The sequence below is a fragment of the Kitasatospora misakiensis genome (genome assembly GCF_042656005.1).
GTDB classification, from domain to species: Bacteria; Actinomycetota; Actinomycetes; order Streptomycetales; family Streptomycetaceae; genus Kitasatospora; species Kitasatospora misakiensis.
The window spans coordinates 28925-44922 of sequence record NZ_JBHSOF010000003.1; the positions used below are offsets into that span (position 1 = coordinate 28925).

The 15998-nt window shown below is 71.3% G+C and carries 13 protein-coding genes; 10 read left to right on the top strand and 3 right to left on the bottom strand.

From position 1 onward, the window contains the following. Positions 1–1304: 1304 nt before the first annotated feature. The 7 genes from casA to cas2e are packed head-to-tail and all read left to right on the top strand — an operon-like array spanning position 1305 to position 10495. Complete coding sequence (gene casA / locus ACFP3U_RS04020; protein WP_465261953.1) at positions 1305–5813, top strand: type I-E CRISPR-associated protein Cse1/CasA; 4509 nt, start codon at positions 1305–1307, stop codon at positions 5811–5813. After that, on the top strand, positions 5810–6493 hold the full coding sequence (gene casB / locus ACFP3U_RS04025) for a type I-E CRISPR-associated protein Cse2/CasB (protein WP_380223748.1): 684 nt from the start codon (positions 5810–5812) through the stop codon (positions 6491–6493). The genes casA and casB overlap by 4 nt, the downstream gene beginning before the upstream one ends. Then, complete coding sequence (cas7e, locus tag ACFP3U_RS04030; RefSeq protein WP_380223954.1) at positions 6487–7695, top strand: type I-E CRISPR-associated protein Cas7/Cse4/CasC; 1209 nt, start codon at positions 6487–6489, stop codon at positions 7693–7695. Before casB ends, cas7e begins: the two co-directional genes overlap by 7 nt. After that, complete coding sequence (gene cas5e / locus ACFP3U_RS04035; RefSeq protein WP_380223749.1) at positions 7692–8402, top strand: type I-E CRISPR-associated protein Cas5/CasD; 711 nt, start codon at positions 7692–7694, stop codon at positions 8400–8402. The genes cas7e and cas5e overlap by 4 nt, the downstream gene beginning before the upstream one ends. Before the next feature lies 1 nt (position 8403). Next, positions 8404–9126, top strand: a complete 723-nt coding sequence (gene cas6e, locus ACFP3U_RS04040) for a type I-E CRISPR-associated protein Cas6/Cse3/CasE (RefSeq protein ID WP_380223750.1) — start codon at positions 8404–8406, stop codon at positions 9124–9126. A gap of 5 nt (positions 9127–9131) precedes the next feature. Further along, positions 9132–10127: a type I-E CRISPR-associated endonuclease Cas1e gene (cas1e, locus tag ACFP3U_RS04045; RefSeq protein WP_380223751.1), complete on the top strand. Its 996-nt coding sequence runs from the start codon at positions 9132–9134 to the stop codon at positions 10125–10127. After that, the gene (gene cas2e, locus ACFP3U_RS04050) at positions 10124–10495 is read left to right on the top strand and encodes a type I-E CRISPR-associated endoribonuclease Cas2e (RefSeq protein WP_380223752.1); all 372 of its coding nucleotides are present in this window, start codon (positions 10124–10126) and stop codon (positions 10493–10495) included. The genes cas1e and cas2e overlap by 4 nt, the downstream gene beginning before the upstream one ends. A 45-nt stretch (positions 10496–10540) precedes the next feature. On the opposite strand, the gene ACFP3U_RS04055 is transcribed toward cas2e, so the two are convergent. The 3 genes from ACFP3U_RS04055 to ACFP3U_RS04065 form a co-directional block, all read right to left on the bottom strand. Beyond that, on the bottom strand, positions 10541–11557 hold the full coding sequence (locus ACFP3U_RS04055; RefSeq protein WP_380223753.1) for a TIGR03842 family LLM class F420-dependent oxidoreductase: 1017 nt from the start codon (positions 11555–11557) through the stop codon (positions 10541–10543). Between the two features lie 121 nt (positions 11558–11678). After that, positions 11679–13145 carry a dihydropyrimidinase gene (hydA, locus tag ACFP3U_RS04060; RefSeq protein WP_380223754.1) on the bottom strand — a complete coding sequence of 489 codons (1467 nt, stop codon included), beginning with the start codon at positions 13143–13145 and terminating at the stop codon, positions 11679–11681. Positions 13146–13167: 22 nt separating this feature from the next. Further along, positions 13168–14010, bottom strand: a complete 843-nt coding sequence (locus tag ACFP3U_RS04065; protein WP_380223755.1) for a nitrilase-related carbon-nitrogen hydrolase — start codon at positions 14008–14010, stop codon at positions 13168–13170. A gap of 469 nt (positions 14011–14479) precedes the next feature. On the opposite strand from ACFP3U_RS04065, the gene ACFP3U_RS04070 reads away from it, so the two are divergent. The 3 genes from ACFP3U_RS04070 (at position 14480) to ACFP3U_RS04080 (ending at position 15835) form a co-directional block, all read left to right on the top strand. Then, complete coding sequence (locus tag ACFP3U_RS04070) at positions 14480–14557, top strand: putative leader peptide (protein WP_106981192.1); 78 nt, start codon at positions 14480–14482, stop codon at positions 14555–14557. 292 nt (positions 14558–14849) lie between these two features. Further along, entirely contained in the window at positions 14850–15455 is a 606-nt protein-coding gene (locus ACFP3U_RS04075; RefSeq protein WP_380223756.1) for a cysteine dioxygenase, read from the top strand. Further along, positions 15449–15835: a rhodanese-like domain-containing protein gene (locus ACFP3U_RS04080; RefSeq protein WP_380223757.1), complete on the top strand. Its 387-nt coding sequence runs from the start codon at positions 15449–15451 to the stop codon at positions 15833–15835. The genes ACFP3U_RS04075 and ACFP3U_RS04080 overlap by 7 nt, the downstream gene beginning before the upstream one ends. The last annotated feature ends 163 nt before the right edge of the window (positions 15836–15998 follow it).

Here is a 15998-nt window from a genome sequence, read left to right on the forward strand (position 1 = left end):
GACTCTGCCTGCCTCGAAGCGGATCCGTATCCGGCCGCCGGCATCCACAGTGCCCGCGCCGCGCCCGGCGGGATGGCGCTCCACAACTGGCCCGCCGCCTGAGCACGCCCAGGCTGCCGGGAACGGGTGCCCCCAGCCCAGGAACCGAGCCACGAACGCAGATGCCAGACCTGCCACAAGGGCCCCACGGCTCTTGAAGAACCCTCGAACGAGTACCTCGTTAAGCCAGCAGCAATGCCCTCCCCCAGATGTGGGGGTGGTCCCTGTGTGGCGCACGCTTCGGCACCGCCCTGCTCCCCGCGCCTGCGGGGCTCTCAACTGAAGGCGGATCCTTAGCGGCCTGCACCCACACTCGCATGAGGCAACTGTGTGGCGAAGCTTCTGCACCTCAAGGCGACGACACTCCCGAGAGCTCAATCTCGAGCCTCGAAGCCTCAGCCGCCTACGCTGAGCAACCAAGCGGGTACTCCTTGACGTGCGTCTGGCTCGCACAGTGCGCCACCACCAAGGCCGCGACGTGATTCCCAACTCCCCAGATGGAGCACTTCCATGACAATCAGAACCGCGTCGTTCACGCTCAGCAGGCAAGGCACGGCAAGCCTCCTCGGGCTGCTCGCGGCTTGCGTGGCGGCGGGTGCGGGGTCGACTGCCCGGGTAGACATCGGCGTGCGCCTCCTTGCCGTCACCCTTGTTGCCGCAATGGTCACCGCTGCCGCAGGACAGCCGACGCGTGGTGGCAAGGCAGCCCCGGCCGCTTAGGGATACTGCCCGTAGGAGGGCCGCGAATGGGGTCTGTGCGACTTCTGCACAGGCCCCATTCGCGCGATCATCGATCATCACCGGACCGCGCCTCGCAGCGACCTTGCAGTTGAGGCAAAGGGTGCCGGGGGTCACCAGCCCGGGCGGACCCGCCAGAGCACAGGGAATCCGATGCCCTACCGGCTCGACGCTGGGACGCAGGGCGCCACCACAGGCTGGCGCGTCAGTTTCCGGACCCTGGACGATCATTCGGCCATCGGGCCCGGCCCGGTTGCGAGCCCCATGCCTTCCGGGATGCCCTCCGTGCCGGACCCTCTGGGGGCCTGGATCCTGGAGTGTGGAATACAGAGGCACGGGCCAATAGTGCTGCGCCCGAGGACACCTAAGGTTGGCCAAATATTGGCACAATAATTCACTTTCAATCAAATTTGATCATTCCAAGCCTTCCGATCGCTACGCGCAGACGGCCCATGTTGAATGACGGCGTGACTGAAACGCCTACTGATCCGGGGCCATTCGCTCGACTTTCGGGCGCCGCTCGTTCCGTGTGGGCCAAGTCCGACCAGCTCACCAACGGGTGGCTGCCGCTCTGGCGGCATATGGCTGACAGCGCCGCCGTTGCGGGACGACTGTGGGAGAAATGGCTTCCGGAGAACGTGAGGAAGCTGATCACCGAAGCGGTGGGCGGGGACGGCGGACGTGCCCAGATCCTTGTCATGTGGCTGGCAGCCACGCACGACATCGGAAAGGCCACACCGGCATTTTCATGCCAATCCGATTGTATGTCAGTCATGCGCGAGAACGGGCTGGCGATGCGCGACAAGCGACAATACGGCGACGACCGGAAGCTGGCGCCGCATGGACTCGCCGGGCAGTTGCTCCTCCAGGAATGGCTTGTTGAAGAGCAGAACTGGACGCACCGGGCCGCGGGTCAGTGGGCCGTGGTGGCCGGTGGACACCACGGGGTACCGCCAGGGCACGGACAACTGCACGCCCTCGGACTTCGCGGGGATCTGCTCCGCACTCCCGGAGCCAGCGAAAAGCTCTGGCGTGATGTGCAGTTCGAACTCCTCGACGCGTGCACAGCAGCACTCGGTGCCGACTGTCTGATTGCTGCCATCAAGGACGTCAAGCTGCCCCAACCGGTGCAGGTACTCCTGACCGGAATCACCATCATGGCCGACTGGATCGCCAGCAACCCGGAGCTCTTCCCGTACTTCCCGGAGGATCGCCCGCGCTCCGAGGAGGAACGTATCGACTCAGCGTGGGCCGGGTTGCAGTTGCCGCCTGCTTGGGCGGCGGGAGAGTCCCACCTTGACGCGCCGGAGTTGCTGCGGGCGCGGTTCGACCTACCCCCCGGAGCCGCGCCTCGGCCCGTCCAGGAGGAGGCCATTCGGTTGGCTCGCGAGTTGCCCGCGCCGGGACTGCTGGTGATCGAGGCGCCGATGGGCGAGGGGAAGACGGAGGCCGCGCTCGCCGTCGCCGAGATCTTCGCCGCCCGAACCGGCGCCGGGGGATGCTATGTCGCGCTGCCGACACGCGCGACCGCCAACGCCATGTTCCCCCGCCTCACCGCGTGGCTGAACAACTTGCCCGCCGACGATGACCGGTCGGTGTACCTCGCACACGCCAAGGCAGCACTGAACGACGAGTACGCAGGCATGATGTCCGCCGACCGGCGCCGGATCGAAGCAGTGGACCCGGACGGGCCGCAGGGATCGGGGCATCGGGCACGGCGGAAGGACTCCGGTCTGATCGCCCATCAGTGGTTGCGCGGACGCAAGAAGGGCATGCTCGCCTCCTTCGCGGTAGGAACGATCGACCAGGTACTGTTCGCCGGCCTCAAGAACCGGCACCTCGCCCTGCGCCACCTCGCCCTCGCCGGCAAGGTCGTCATCATCGACGAGGTGCACGCCAACGACGCCTATATGAATACGTACCTGGAACGCGTGCTCTCCTGGCTCGGCGCGTACCGGGTGCCGGTGGTGATGCTGTCAGCCACCCTGCCCGCCGCCACCCGGAGCGCTCTGGTACGGGCGTACTGCGGGACTGGGGATGAAGGACGTGGGGAACCCAGCGGGACTGGCTATCCCCTTTTGACCGCCGTCGCCCCGGGACACCTGCCATTGACGCGCCAACCCGACGCCGACGCCACCCGCCGTACAACCGTCCTCTTGGAGCAGCTCGACGACGACCTCGCAGCACTCACCCAACGACTGGCGGCAGAACTCATCGACGGCGGCTGTGTGCTGGTCATTCGCAATACTGTCGACCGTGTCGTGGGGGCCGCCGAGCACCTGCGGGAGCATTTCGGGGACGAGGCGGTCACGGTCGCCCACTCCCGATTCGTCGACCTTGACCGGGCCCGGAAGGACGCCGACCTGCTGGCCCGCTTCGGCCCCGACGGGGACCGGCCACGCGGGCCGCACATCGTCGTCGCCAGCCAGGTGGCCGAGCAGTCGCTCGACGTCGACTTCGATCTCCTGGTCACCGATCTCTGCCCGGTCGACCTCATGTTCCAGCGTATGGGCCGCCTGCACCGCCACCGGCGCGGCGAAGGGCAGAGCGCCCGGCCGGTGAGGCTGCGGACGGCGCGCTGCCTGATCACCGGCGTCCACTGGGCCGGACAGTCACAGCCCTCCCCAGTAGAGGGCTCGGTGTCGGTCTACGGCAGGCATCATCTCCTGCGGTCGGCAGCCGTGCTGTGGCCACATCTCACGGAAAGGGCCCCGCTGACACTTCCGGACGACATCAACCCACTCGTCCAGCACGCCTACAGCGACAAGCCTCTGGACCTGGCCGGCTGGGACGACGCGATGGCCGAAGCGGCGGAGGAACAACGGCTCGCGGACAGCGCACAGATCGCCCGTGCCGAGGTGTACCGACTGGACGAGGTCCGGAAACCAGGACGGTCATTGGTGGGCTGGCTGGACGCCGGGGTCGGGGACGTGGACGACCAACGGCCCGGTCAGGCACAGGTGCGGGACAGCGAGGAGAGCCTGGAGGTGATGGTGGCGATGCGCCGCGCGGACGGCAGCATCACCACGCTCCCCTGGCTCGACCGGGGTCGGGGCGGGCTGCCGCTGCCGACCGAGACCGTGCCCACCTGGAACGCCGCCCAGGCCCTGGCGGCCAGCAGCCTGCGGCTGCCCTACCACTTCTCCAAGCCCTGGGTGATCGACCGGGTGATCGGGGAGCTGGAGCAGCTGTTCATCCCCGCCTGGCAAGTCAAGGAGTGTCCGCAGCTCGACGGCGAGCTGGTGCTGCTGCTCGACGAGCAGGGCCGGGCCGAACTGGCGGGATTCGAAATGGAATACCGCACGGACGATGGACTGGCGGTGTACCCGGCCGGAACCCGTGACGTGAAATCCGTGAAGAGCGCTCCCTCGTTCGACCTGGTGTCTCGACCTTGGCTGCCGGTGCAGCGATTGGACGGAACGACCGCCGAACTGTCGCTGCACCAGGTGTTCGCCGAAGCGGCGACGCTCCGCCGGCTGGTCGGGGACTTGCCGACACAGGAGTTCGCGCTGATGCGGCTGTTGCTGGCGATCCTGCACGACGCGGTGGACGGGCCCGCCGGGCTGGAGGACTGGGAGGAACTGCGGGAGGACCCCGACGCCTTCGCCGCCGTCGGCCGCTACCTCGACCGGCACCGTGAGCACTTCGACCTGCTGCACCCGGGGACCCCGTTCTTCCAGGCCCCGGAGCTACGCACCGAGAAGGACGAAGTCGCCTCGCTGAACCGGCTGGTCGCCGACGTACCGAACGGCGACCCGTTCTTCTCCATGCGGATGCCGTCCGTCGACCGGCTCACCTTCGCCGAGGCGGCGCGCTGGCTGGTGCACGCGCACGCCTTCGACACCTCGGGAATCAAGTCGGCTGCGGCGGGCGACAGTCGGGCGAAGGGCGGGAAAGTGTACCCGCTGGGCACGGGGTGGGCGGGCGGTCTCGGTGGCGTCCTCGCCGAAGGGGACGACCTGCGGGAGACGCTCCTCCTCAACCTGGTGGCCGCGGACACCGCCGGAGCCCGTTTCCGCCCCGGCGACCGACCGGCCTGGCGGCGCGGCCCGTACGGCCCGGAGCCTGACCGGGAGGCGGCGGACCCCTCACAGCGCCCGTCCGGGCCACGCGACCTGTACACCTGGCAGTCCCGACGGATCCGGCTGCACCACGACGGGCGCGCGGTGACCGGGGCGGTGCTCTCTTACGGGGATCCGCTCGCGGCCCACGATCTCCGGTTCACCGAGCCGCTCACCGGCTGGCGGCGCAGCCGGCCCCAGGAGAAGAAGCTCGGCCGAGTGCCGGTGTACCTGCCCCTACAGCATGATCCGGCGCGTTCGGCGTGGCGCGGTCTGCCCGCGCTGCTGCAGTCACAGCCCGGCAGGAAGGCTGGGAACTCCGATGGACTGGACGAGACTCAGAGCCCGTTGGTACTGGAGTGGGTGGCCCGGCTGGCCAACGAGGGGATGCTGGAGGCCGCGCAGCTGATCCGCGCGCGGACGATCAGCGCTGCCTACGGGACTCAGCAGTCAGTGATCGACGAAGTGGTGGACGACGGAGTCACGCTCGCGGTCGTCCTGCTGCACGAGAACGACACGCGCTACGGAGAGGCGGCCGTGACCGCGGTGGCGGTCTCGGACGAGGGAGTTCAGGCGCTCGTCCACCTGGCTGCCGACCTCGCCGATGCCGCCGGTGCGGCGGCCGACGGCCCCAAAGCGGAGGCCGCCGAACGCGGATACGCCAACCTCGATGGTGCCTTCCGCATCTGGCTGCAGGAATTGGGCCCGCAAATCGACCCTGATCAGGCCTTGGCGGACTGGCAGCGACGGGCCCGCCGGATCCTCCTCACGCTGGGCGCCGAACTCATGGACGCCGCCCCGCAGGCGGCCCGGGAAGGGCGAGTAGTAGCCAAGCGGACCGGGGGACGGATTTGGCTCAATGACGCTCTGGCACACAGACGGTTCGTCTTCGCGCTGGCCGATGCCCTCCCTGTCCCGGATCCGCCGAAGGCGCCCGGCGTGGACCATGACTACCCGGAGAATGACGACCGATGACCACCAATCCCGTCGCTCCACCCCGTCGTACCGACCTCGGCCGGGTCGGTACGGCAACGCACAACTACCTGGCACCGTTGCAGCGCGGCTACCGCGCCGACGAGGCTGCCGCCGTCGCCCGGGTCGCGCAGATCCGGCGTGGCGCGGGCCGGCCGATCGACGCGCTGCCCGAGCTGTGGGGCCTGACCGGCCTGGAGCGGCTGTATCCGCAGGGTCGGACTGGGCCCTCGGACTCCCTGGCCGAGAATGCGATGCACACGGCGGTCACCCTCTGGTCGCTGCACCAGCAGTCGCACCGCGACGCCGGGATGCACCGCACCAGCGGTCCCCAATTAGGTGGTGCAGTCAGGCAGTTGATGCCTTCGGACGACATCGACGAGCCCCTGCGGAAGCGGTTCGTCCGGGCCGGCGCCGCGCCCACCTTCGACATCCTCGCGCAGCGCCTGCGGGAGATCGTCGTGCTGCTGCGCCGGGAGGCCGTCCCACTGGATTACGGACTGCTCGCCGACCAGCTGTACCGGTGGCAACTGCCCGACGGCCGGGGCGAGGTGAACAGGTCCTGGGGGCGCAGCTTCCACGCGTACCGGCGTCCGAAGAGCACGGCGGACGGGGCCGCCGCCGATCAGACCGACAGCGACCTTCCGGGCACCGACACCGACACCGACAAGGACCAATCGTGAGCAGCCGTACCATCCTGGACGTCCACATCCTGCAGACCGTGCCGCCGAGCAACCTCAACCGGGACGACACGGGCTCGCCCAAGTCGGCGGTGTACGGCGGGGTTCGGCGGGCGCGGGTGTCCAGTCAGGCCTGGAAGCGGGCGACCCGCAAGGCCTTCGACGGGCTGCTGGATCCGGCGGAGCTGGGGGTGCGCACCAAGAAGGTGGCGGAGCTGCTCGCGGCGCGGATCACCGCCCTGGGTGTGGAGCTCAAGGAGCCGGAGGCCTGGCAGGCGGCGGCCGACACGATCACCGCGGCGACCGGGGCGAAGGTGGAGCCGCCGAAGCGGAAGGCGAAGACCGAGGCCGCCGACGACCCCGCGCCCGAGTCGCCGTACCTGATGTTCCTCAGCAGTCGGCAGCTGGACGCCCTGGCCGCGCTGGCCGCCGAGGGGCTGAAGGACGCCGGCGGGTTGAAGGAGTTCTTCAAGGGCAAGGAGAACCGGGCGCGGGCTCGCGAGGCGGCGAACACCCGCCATTCGGTGGACATCGCGCTGTTCGGCCGGATGGTCGCGGACGCCTCGGACATCAATGTGGACGCCGCCGCGCAGGTGGCCCACGCGATCAGTGTGCACGCGGTGGAGATCGAGTCGGACTACTACACGGCCGTGGATGATCAGCGGAACGAGGACCAGCCCGGCGCCGGCATGATCGGCACGGTCGACTTCAACTCCGCGACGCTGTACCGCTACGCGGCGGTGGACGTGGACCGGCTGCGGGAGAACCTCGGGGACGGGCTGCGCGCGGAGGAGTCGGCGGCGGAGCCGGTCCGGCGGGCGGTGGAGGCGTTCGTCGAGGCGTTCGTGCTGTCGATCCCGACCGGGAAGATGAACACCTTCGCCAACCAGACGCTCCCGGACGCGGTGATCGTCAAGCTCCGTTCGGCCCGGCCGATCAGCTTCGCCGGGGCGTTCGAGGAGGCGGTGCAGGCGGGCGGCGACGGTCTCACCGGAGGCCATGTGGCGGGCGCCTGCGCGCAGTTGGCCGCCTATGTGCCGCAGGTGGAGAAGGCCTTCGACGCCGTGACCGGGGACAGCTGGGTGCTCCGGGTCGGCGAGCGGACCTCCGCGCTCTCCGGGCTCGGCACCGAGGTCGGGATCGGCGAGCTGGTCACGGCGGTCGGCGAGGCCGTGGCGAAGCGGCTGACGGGGTCGGCCGGGTGAGCGTGCTGCTGCTGCGGCTGGCCGGGCCGCTCCAGTCCTGGGGGGCCTCCGCGCGGTTCGCCCGGCGCACCACCGAGCCGGCGCCGACCAAGAGCGGGGTGCTGGGGATGCTCGCCGGCGCGCTGGGGCGGGACCGGGGTGACGACCTGGCGGACCTGGCCGCGCTGCGGTTCGCCGTCCGGACCGACCAGCCCGGCACCCGGATCCGCGACCTCCAGACGGCCCACCACGGCGACACGGACAAGGCGATGCCGCTGTCCGAGCGCTTCTACCTCGCGGACGCGGTGTTCGTGGCGGCGGTGGAGGGGCCGGACGGGACGGTCGACGAGCTGGCGGCGGCGTTGCGCGCGCCGGTCCACCTGCCGTACCTGGGCCGTCGCTCGTGCCCGCCGAGCGGGCCGGTCGACCTGGGTGTCCGGTCGGAGGCGGGGCTGCGGGCGGCGCTGGAGCGGGAGCCGTGGCAGGCGGCGCCCTGGTACCGGAGGCGCCACCACGCGGCGTCCGTGGCGCTGCCCGTCCAGGCCGACGCCGAACCGGCGGAGCAGCCGCGGGCGGACCTGCTGCGCGACCTGCCGCTGAGCTTCGACCCCCGGCACCGCCGGTACGCGCTGCGCGGGGTGGTCTCCTTCGTGGTCAACGCGCCGACGCTCGCCTCCGATCACGATCCGACGGCCCACCTGAACCTCCTGGAACCGGAATCGGACTGACATGTTCCTCACCCGCTTTCGCGTCAACACCGCCCGCGCCGGGGCCCGGCGGCTGCTCTCCTCGCCGCAGCTGCTGCACGGCGCCGTGATGGCGTCGTTCGCCGAACCACTCCCGCCCGGCGCTCCGACGGCGGGCGACGCGGCGGCCCGCGTGCTCTGGCGGATCGACCACAACTCCCGCTCCGAGGTGCTCCTCTACCTGGTGAGCCCGCAGCGCCCGGACCTCACCCATCTGGTCGAGGAGGCCGGCTGGCCGACCACCGGAGGCTGGCAGACCTTCGACTACGGCGCCTTCCTGGACGGCCTGGCCGCCGGTTCGACGTGGACGTTCCGGCTGACCGCCAATCCGGTCCACAGCATCCGCCGCACCCCGGACGAGCCGACCAAGCGGACCGCGCACCTCACCCAACGGCACCAGGCGGCCTGGCTGTTGAAGCAGCAGGAGCGGTCCGGCTTCACCGTCGTGGAGAAGGCGCCGGAGCGCCGACTGCTGTCGGAGGGGGACGAGCACGAGCTGGTGGTCCACCGGCAGCGATCGGTGTCGTTCGGCAAGAACGACCGGGTGCGGGCCGGCCGCCACAAGGTCACCCTGGTGACCGCGACCTACGACGGCCGACTGCGGGTGACCGACCCGGACGCGCTGCGCCGCACCCTCACCGCCGGGCTGGGCAAGGCGAAGGCGTACGGGTGCGGGCTGATGACGCTCTCGCCGGCGCGGGGGTGAGGGGAATGACGGGGACGTCCGCGACGCCGGCGCGCCGGCCGGTCTCCTCTCCCCGCGAGCTGACCCGGGTCGGCGACCGGGTCTCGTTCCTGTACCTGGAGCGCTGCGCGATCCACCGCGAGGAGAACGCGATCACCGCCACGGACGATTCCGGCGTCCGGTACATCCCCTCCGCGACGATCGGGGTGCTGCTGCTCGGCCCGGGCACCCGGGTGACCCACCAGGCGATGAGCGTGCTCGGCGAGTCCGGCGCGGGCGTGGCCTGGGTGGGCGAGCACGGCGTGCGGTACTACGCGGGCGGGCGCGCGCTGACCCGTTCGGCCGGGCTGGTGGAGGCGCAGGCCACCGCGTGGGCGAACCGGCGCCACCGGCTGGACGTGGCGCGGGAGATGTACCGGCTGCGGTTCCCGGACGCGGATCCGGCGGGGATGACCAGGCGGGAGCTGCTCGGCGGCGAGGGCCGACGGGTCAAGGACGTGTACCGCGCGGAAGCCGCCCGGACGGGGGTGCGCTGGGTGCGGCGCACGTACGACCAGGGCGACTTCGCGGCGGGCGACGCGCCGAACCAGGCGGTGACGGCGGCCGCGCAGTGCCTGTACGGGGTCGCGCACTCGGTGGTGGTCGCGCTGGGGTGCTCGCCCTCGCTCGGGTTCGTGCACTCGGGCCACGAGCGGTCGTTCGTGCTGGACGTGGCGGACCTCTACAAGGTTGAGTTCGGGATCCCGGCGGCGTTCGACGCGGCCGCGGAGGGACCGGAGGACGTGGCCGGGCGGACCAGGCGGGCGCTGCGCGAGCGGATCCGCGCGGGCGGGCTGCTGGAGCGGGCGGTCGCGGACATCCAGCGCCTGCTGGCGCCGTACCGGCAGTCGGACGCGGCCGAGCACGCCGGCGACACCGATGACGCCGATGACGCCGATGACTCCGACGTCGTCCGGTTGCAGACCGACGGGGGCGGCACGGTGGCGGGCGGGCGCAACTACGCCGGCGAGGTGGATTGGTGATCACGCTGGTGCTCGCGGACTGCCCGGCCGGGTTGCGGGGGCTGCTGACCAGGTGGCTCACCGAGATCTCGCCGGGGGTCTTCGTCGGCGACCCCTCGGCACGGATCCGGGAGGTGCTGTGGGAGGAGGTGCGGACGTACCGGGGCCGGGGGCGGGCCGTCCTCACGTACAGCGCGGACACCGAGCAGGGGTTCGCGTTCGCGACGCACGAGCACCGGTGGCATCCGGTGGACCACGAGGGGCTCACGTTGATCCACCGGCCGTCGGACCGCCCGGTGCCGGCGCCCCGAGGCGGGCCGCCGACGGCGGACGGGGCCGCGAGCGGGTGGAGCAAGGCTTCCAAACGCCGTCGGTTCGGCGGGCGCTGAGCCGTCGAAGGGCTGTCGGCCCTGCCTCGGGGGCACTCCAAGGGGTCAGGCCAGTACGGGGACGATGTCGGTGCCGTAGGCGTCGATGGTGCTCTCGACGGCGTCGTGCATGGCGTAGATCGCGAACTGGTCGACACCGAGGCCGCGGAGCTGTTCGAGACGGGCGAGGTGGGTCTCGACCGGGCCGATGACGCAGAAGCGGTCGACGATCTCGTCGGGGACGAAGGCGGTGTCGGGGTTCCCGGCGCGGCCGTGGTGGCTGTAGTCGTAGCCCTGGCGGTCCTTGATGTAGGTGGTGAGGGCCTCGGGGACGAGGTCGGAGTGCTCGCCGTAGTGCCGGACCAGCTCGGCGACGTGGTTGCCGACCATGCCGCCGAACCAGCGGCACTGTTCGCGGGCGTGGGCGAGGGCGGCCGGGGAGTCGTCGGCGGTCACGTAGGCGGGGGCGGCGACGCAGACGGTGAGCGCGTCGGGGTCGCGTCCGGCCTCGGCGGCGGCCCGGCGGACGGCCTTGACCATGTACTCGGTGAGGAAGGGGTCGGCGAGTTGGAGGATGAAGCCGTCGGCCTGACGCCCAGTCAGAGCGAGGGCCTTGGGCCCGTACGCGCCCATCCAGATCGGCAGGCTCGCGCCCTCGCCGACCCAGGGCAGGTGCATCTCGGTGCCGTCGACCTCGACGGACCGCCCCTCGGCCAACTCCTTGACGGCGTGGATGGCGTGGGAGAGCCGTTCGAGGGTGGCGGGCGGGCGTCCGGCGACCCGCATGGCGGAGTCGCCCCGGCCGATGCCACAGACGGTGCGGTTGCCGTACATGTCGTTGAGCGTGGCGAAGAGGGAGGCGGTGACCTCCCAGGTGCGGGTGGAGGGGTTGGTGACCATCGGGCCGACGGTGAGCGTGCTGGTCTCGGCGAGGATCCGGCTGTAGATGACGAAGGGCTCCTGCCACAGGACACAGGAGTCGAAGGTCCAGCCGTGGCTGAAGCCGGCCCGCTCGGCGCGGATCATGCGGTCGATGAGCAGGCGGGCGGGCGGGTCGGTCTGCAGGACGAGGCCGATGTCCAAGGCGGGCTCCGGGAGTTGGGCGGATGCGCGGGAGGGAAGGGGAGGTACCGCCCGGGGACGTCGGCCCCCGGGCGGGGCGGCGGTAGCGGGGAGGACGGCGGTAGCGGGAAAGGCGGCCGCCTCAGCCGAGGTACTGGCAGGTGTCCCGGCGCAGGAAGGCGCCGTGGCCGGCCCGGCCGAGCCAGGTGCCGCGGTCGAGCACGACGGTGCCCCGCGAGAGCACGGTGCGGGCGCGGCCGGTGAGCGTGCGGCCCTCGTACGCCGAGTAGTCGACGTTCATGTGGTGGGTGGCGGCGGAGACGGTCTGGACGGCGTCGGGGTCGTAGACGACCACGTCGGCGTCGGTGCCGGGGGCGAGGGTGCCCTTGCGCGGGTGCAGGCCGAACATCCGGGCCGGGGTGGTGCAGGCGATCTCGATCCAGCGGCGGCGGCTGATCCGCCCGTCGACCACGGCCTGGTGGAGGAGGTCCATCCGGTTCTCCACGCCCGGCAGGCCGTTGGGGATCTTCGAGAAGTCGCCGCGGCCGAGCTCCTTCTGCCCGGTGTAGCAGAACGGGCAGTGGTCGGTGGAGACCACCTGGAGGTCGTTGGTGCGCAGCCCCCGCCAGAGCGCCTCCTGGTGCTCGCGGGGCCGCAACGGCGTGCTGCACACGTACTTGGCGCCCTCGAAGCCGTCCGCGCCCTCCTCGGCGAGGTTGTCGGTGGAGAGGAAGAGGTACTGCGGACAGGTCTCGCCGAACACGGGGTGGCCGTCGTCGCGGGCCCGGGCGAGTTCGGCGAGCGCGGACGCGGCGGAGACGTGCACCACGTACAGGGGGCTGCCGGCGACCTGGGCGAGCTTGATGGCGCGGTGGGTCGCCTCCGCCTCCAGCAGCTCGCGGCGGACCTCGCCGTGGTGGCGGGGCGCGGTGCGCCCGGCCGCGAGGGCCTGTTCGACGAGGACGTCGATGGCGATGCCGTTCTCGGCGTGCATCATGATCAGCCCGCCGTTGGCGGCGCCGCGCTGCATGGCGCGCAGGATGCGGCCGTCGTCGCTGTAGAAGACGCCGGGGTAGGCCATGAACAGCTTGAACGAGGTGGACTCGCCGGAGTCGACGAGGGCGTCCATCTCCTTGAGGACGGCGTCGGTGACGTCGGAGACGATGGTGTGGAAGGCGTAGTCGATCGCGCAGTTGCCCTCGGCCTTGGCGTGCCACGCGTCCAGACCCTGGCGCAGGCTGCCGCCGACCGGCTGGACGGCGAAGTCGACGATGGTGGTGGTGCCGCCCCAGGCGGCGGCGCGGGTACCGGTCTCGAAGGTGTCGGAGGCGTGGGTGCCGCCGAACGGCAGTTCCATGTGGGTGTGGGCGTCGACACCGCCCGGGATCACGTAGTGGCCGGTGGCGTCGATGACGGTGTCGGCGGTCCAGGAGAGGGCGGCCTCGCTGCCGGTGGCGGCGAGGGCGGCGATCCGTTCGCCCTCGATGAGGACGTCGGCGCGCAACTCCTCGGTGGCGGTGACGACGAGACCGCCGCGGATCGCGGTGCGACCGGTCCGGGCGGTGGCCGGGGTGGTGGGGGTAGGGGTGTTGCTCGGGGTGGTGGTCATGGTGTCCTCGCGTCCCTCTCCGTCACGCCTCGGTCAGCGGTCCGTACGCCTCCGGACGGCGGTCGCGGTAGAACGCCCACTGCTGGCGGACCTGTTCGATGAGGTCGAGGTCGAGGTCACGGACGATCAGCTCCTCCTCCTTGTCCGACGCCACGTCACCGACGAACTGGCCGCGCGGGTCGACGAAGTACGAGGTGCCGTAGAAGTCGTTGTCGCCGTACTCCTCGATGCCGACGCGGTTGATCGCGGCCACGTAGTAGGCGTTGGCGACGGCGGCGGCCGGCTGTTCGAGCTGCCAGAGGTAGGAGGAGAGGCTGCGGCTGGTGGCGGAGGGGTTGTAGACGATCTGCGCCCCGCCCAGGCCCAGGGCGCGCCAGCCCTCGGGGAAGTGCCGGTCGTAGCAGATGTAGACGCCGACCTTGCCGACCGCGGTGTCGAAGACCGGCCAGCCGAGGTTGCCGGGCTTGAAGTAGTACTTCTCCCAGAAGCCCTTGACCTGCGGGATGTGGTGCTTGCGGTACTTGCCGAGGTAGCTGCCGTCGGCGTCGATCACGGCGGCGGTGTTGTAGTACACGCCGGGCTGCTCCTCCTCGTAGACCGGGACGACCAGGACGAGGCCGAGCTCGCGGGCGAGGTCCTGCATCCGGCGCACGGTGGGCCCGTCGGGGACGGGCTCGGCCCAGCGGTAGTGCTCGGGATCCTGCACCTGGCAGAAGTACGGGGAGTTGAAGACCTCCTGGAAGCCGAGGATCTTCGCACCCCCGGCGGCCGCCTCGCGGGCGTACCGCTCGTGGAGGGCGAGCATGCTCTCCTGGTCGCCGGTCCAGCGGGTCTGGACGAGGGCGGCACGGACGATCTGCGACATGGGTACCTCCGCAACTCCGCGGCCCGTCCGGGGGCGGGCCCGCGGTCCGAGGGTTGGCGGGCGGTGTTGCCTGCGGTGGATGTCTACGGTGGATGTCTACGTGCGTAGAAAGGGGGTGCGTCGACCGTAGGCCCGGCCTGGGTCGCCTGACAATACGTCGGACGCGGCGCGGCCGGGGCGACCTTGGTGGACGGACACGCGGGGTCTCGTAGGTGGGATGAAACGGTCATCTGCCCCGGAAGCGTTCTCCTTCCTCGTTCGGGTGAATCCATGTGCGGGACGGCGTGCGGCGGGGCAGGAAGCCCGGTGACGCTCCTCCGGTTCCGCCGCCGGAGGAGCCCGTCGACGGCGCGGGGGTGTCCAAGGGGTGGGACGCGTGAAAGACCGGGAGGCCAGGGCAGGGGCGTGAGGGGCGACCGTGGCCGCATCCGCTTGACTCGCGCCCGCTCCGTCGGGGAGGATCCGGCGCATGGACACCGGCACCACTCTGGTTTGCCGCCTGCACGTCGACCTCCGACGCCAGGCGAGTTCCATCTGTGCCTGTTGACCTTGTCCTTTCTCGCCGGCCCCACCCTGTGACCTCCGCCAGGACCCAGGCCGCGCACCCGCTCTCCTGACCCGCCACCGCTTGGTGTGACCGTGCCGTACCGGCCGGTTCGCCCGGTACGGCGCTCCCCCGCTACCGGCCCGGCACGGATCGCACGCCACCGCACCGCGTCGTACGGCACCGCAGCAGTTCCGCCCCACCCCTCTCCCGTCGCCCAGGTCCCAGGGCGGCGCGCGGGCCGTACGGCGAACCGCTCCACGACCACCGCCCCGCCTTTCCCGAGGACACCCACATGAGCCTGGACCTCGTACCCGACACCCGCACCGCCGCCGCGGCCGACTCCGCCGATGCCGCCGACTCCACCGGCGCTGCCGACTCCACCGGCGTCGGCGCCGACGCCGGCGCGTTCACCGCCGCGTCGGCCCCGCCCGGCGAGGGCCGCGTGCCGCTCACCCCGAGCGCGCTGCGGGAGATCGTCCGCGAGCTGGCCGAGCAGCCCGAGCAGTGGATCCACCACGTCCGGCTCTCCACCGAGGAGCGCTGGTACCGGCGGCTGGCCGCCGACGACGACCACGAGGTCTGGCTGATCAGCTGGCTGCCCGGGCAGTCCACCGGGTTCCACGACCACGGCGGCTCGCGCGGCGCGTTCACCGTCGCGCTGGGCGAGTTGGAGGAACTGTCGCTGGGCGGTCCCGAGCAGGGCCTGCTGATCCGGCGGATCGCGTCCGGCACCACCCGCGCCTTCGGCCCCGACTACGTGCACGACGTCCGCAACATCGCGTCGGGCCCGGCCGTGACCCTGCACGCCTACTCCCCGCCGCTCAGCTACATGGCGCACTACGACCTGCGGGCCGGCGGCCTGGTCCGCACCTCCGAGGAAGGACCCGAACAGTGGTGACCACGATCGACGACCTGGTGGCCCGCTCCCGCGAAGGGGTTCACCGCCCCGACGCCGAGGAGGCGTACCGCGCGCAGCGCTCCGGCGCCCTGTTGGTGGACATCCGCCCGGCGGCGCAGCGCGCGGCCGAGGGGGAGATCCCCGACACGCTGATCATCGAGCGCAACGTGCTGGAGTGGCGGCTCGATCCGACGGGCAGCCACCGGATCCCGGAGGCGACCGGCTACGACCTGGAGGTGATCGTGGTCTGCTCGGAGGGGTACGCGTCGAGCCTGGCGGCCGCCTCGCTGCGCGAGCTGGGCCTGCACCGCGCGACCGACCTGGACGGGGGATTCGTCGGCTGGGCCGCCGCCGGGCTGCCGACCCGTCAGAGGGGCTGAGGCGGTGGCCGGGTCGGCCGCTCCCGGTGAATCCGACCACGCTCGGTAAATCAGGGACACCGGGTTCACCAGAACATAGGCTGATCAGAGTTTCCGCCGGTTCGATGGCGGGCAACCACGCGACCGACAGGCACACCCGCAGAGCCCTCCGCAGAGCCCCTCG

Coding starts and splice junctions, on each gene's coding strand:
- cas1e (WP_380223751.1), top strand. CDS start 9,132: ATGACGGGGACGTCCGCGACGCCGGCGCGCCGGCCGGTCTCCTCTCCC.
- ACFP3U_RS04065 (WP_380223755.1), bottom strand. CDS start 14,010: ATGTCGCAGATCGTCCGTGCCGCCCTCGTCCAGACCCGCTGGACCGGC.
- ACFP3U_RS04075 (WP_380223756.1), top strand. CDS start 14,850: ATGAGCCTGGACCTCGTACCCGACACCCGCACCGCCGCCGCGGCCGAC.
- hydA (WP_380223754.1), bottom strand. CDS start 13,145: ATGACCACCACCCCGAGCAACACCCCTACCCCCACCACCCCGGCCACC.
- ACFP3U_RS04070 (WP_106981192.1), top strand. CDS start 14,480: ATGGACACCGGCACCACTCTGGTTTGCCGCCTGCACGTCGACCTCCGA.
- casB (WP_380223748.1), top strand. CDS start 5,810: ATGACCACCAATCCCGTCGCTCCACCCCGTCGTACCGACCTCGGCCGG.
- cas6e (WP_380223750.1), top strand. CDS start 8,404: ATGTTCCTCACCCGCTTTCGCGTCAACACCGCCCGCGCCGGGGCCCGG.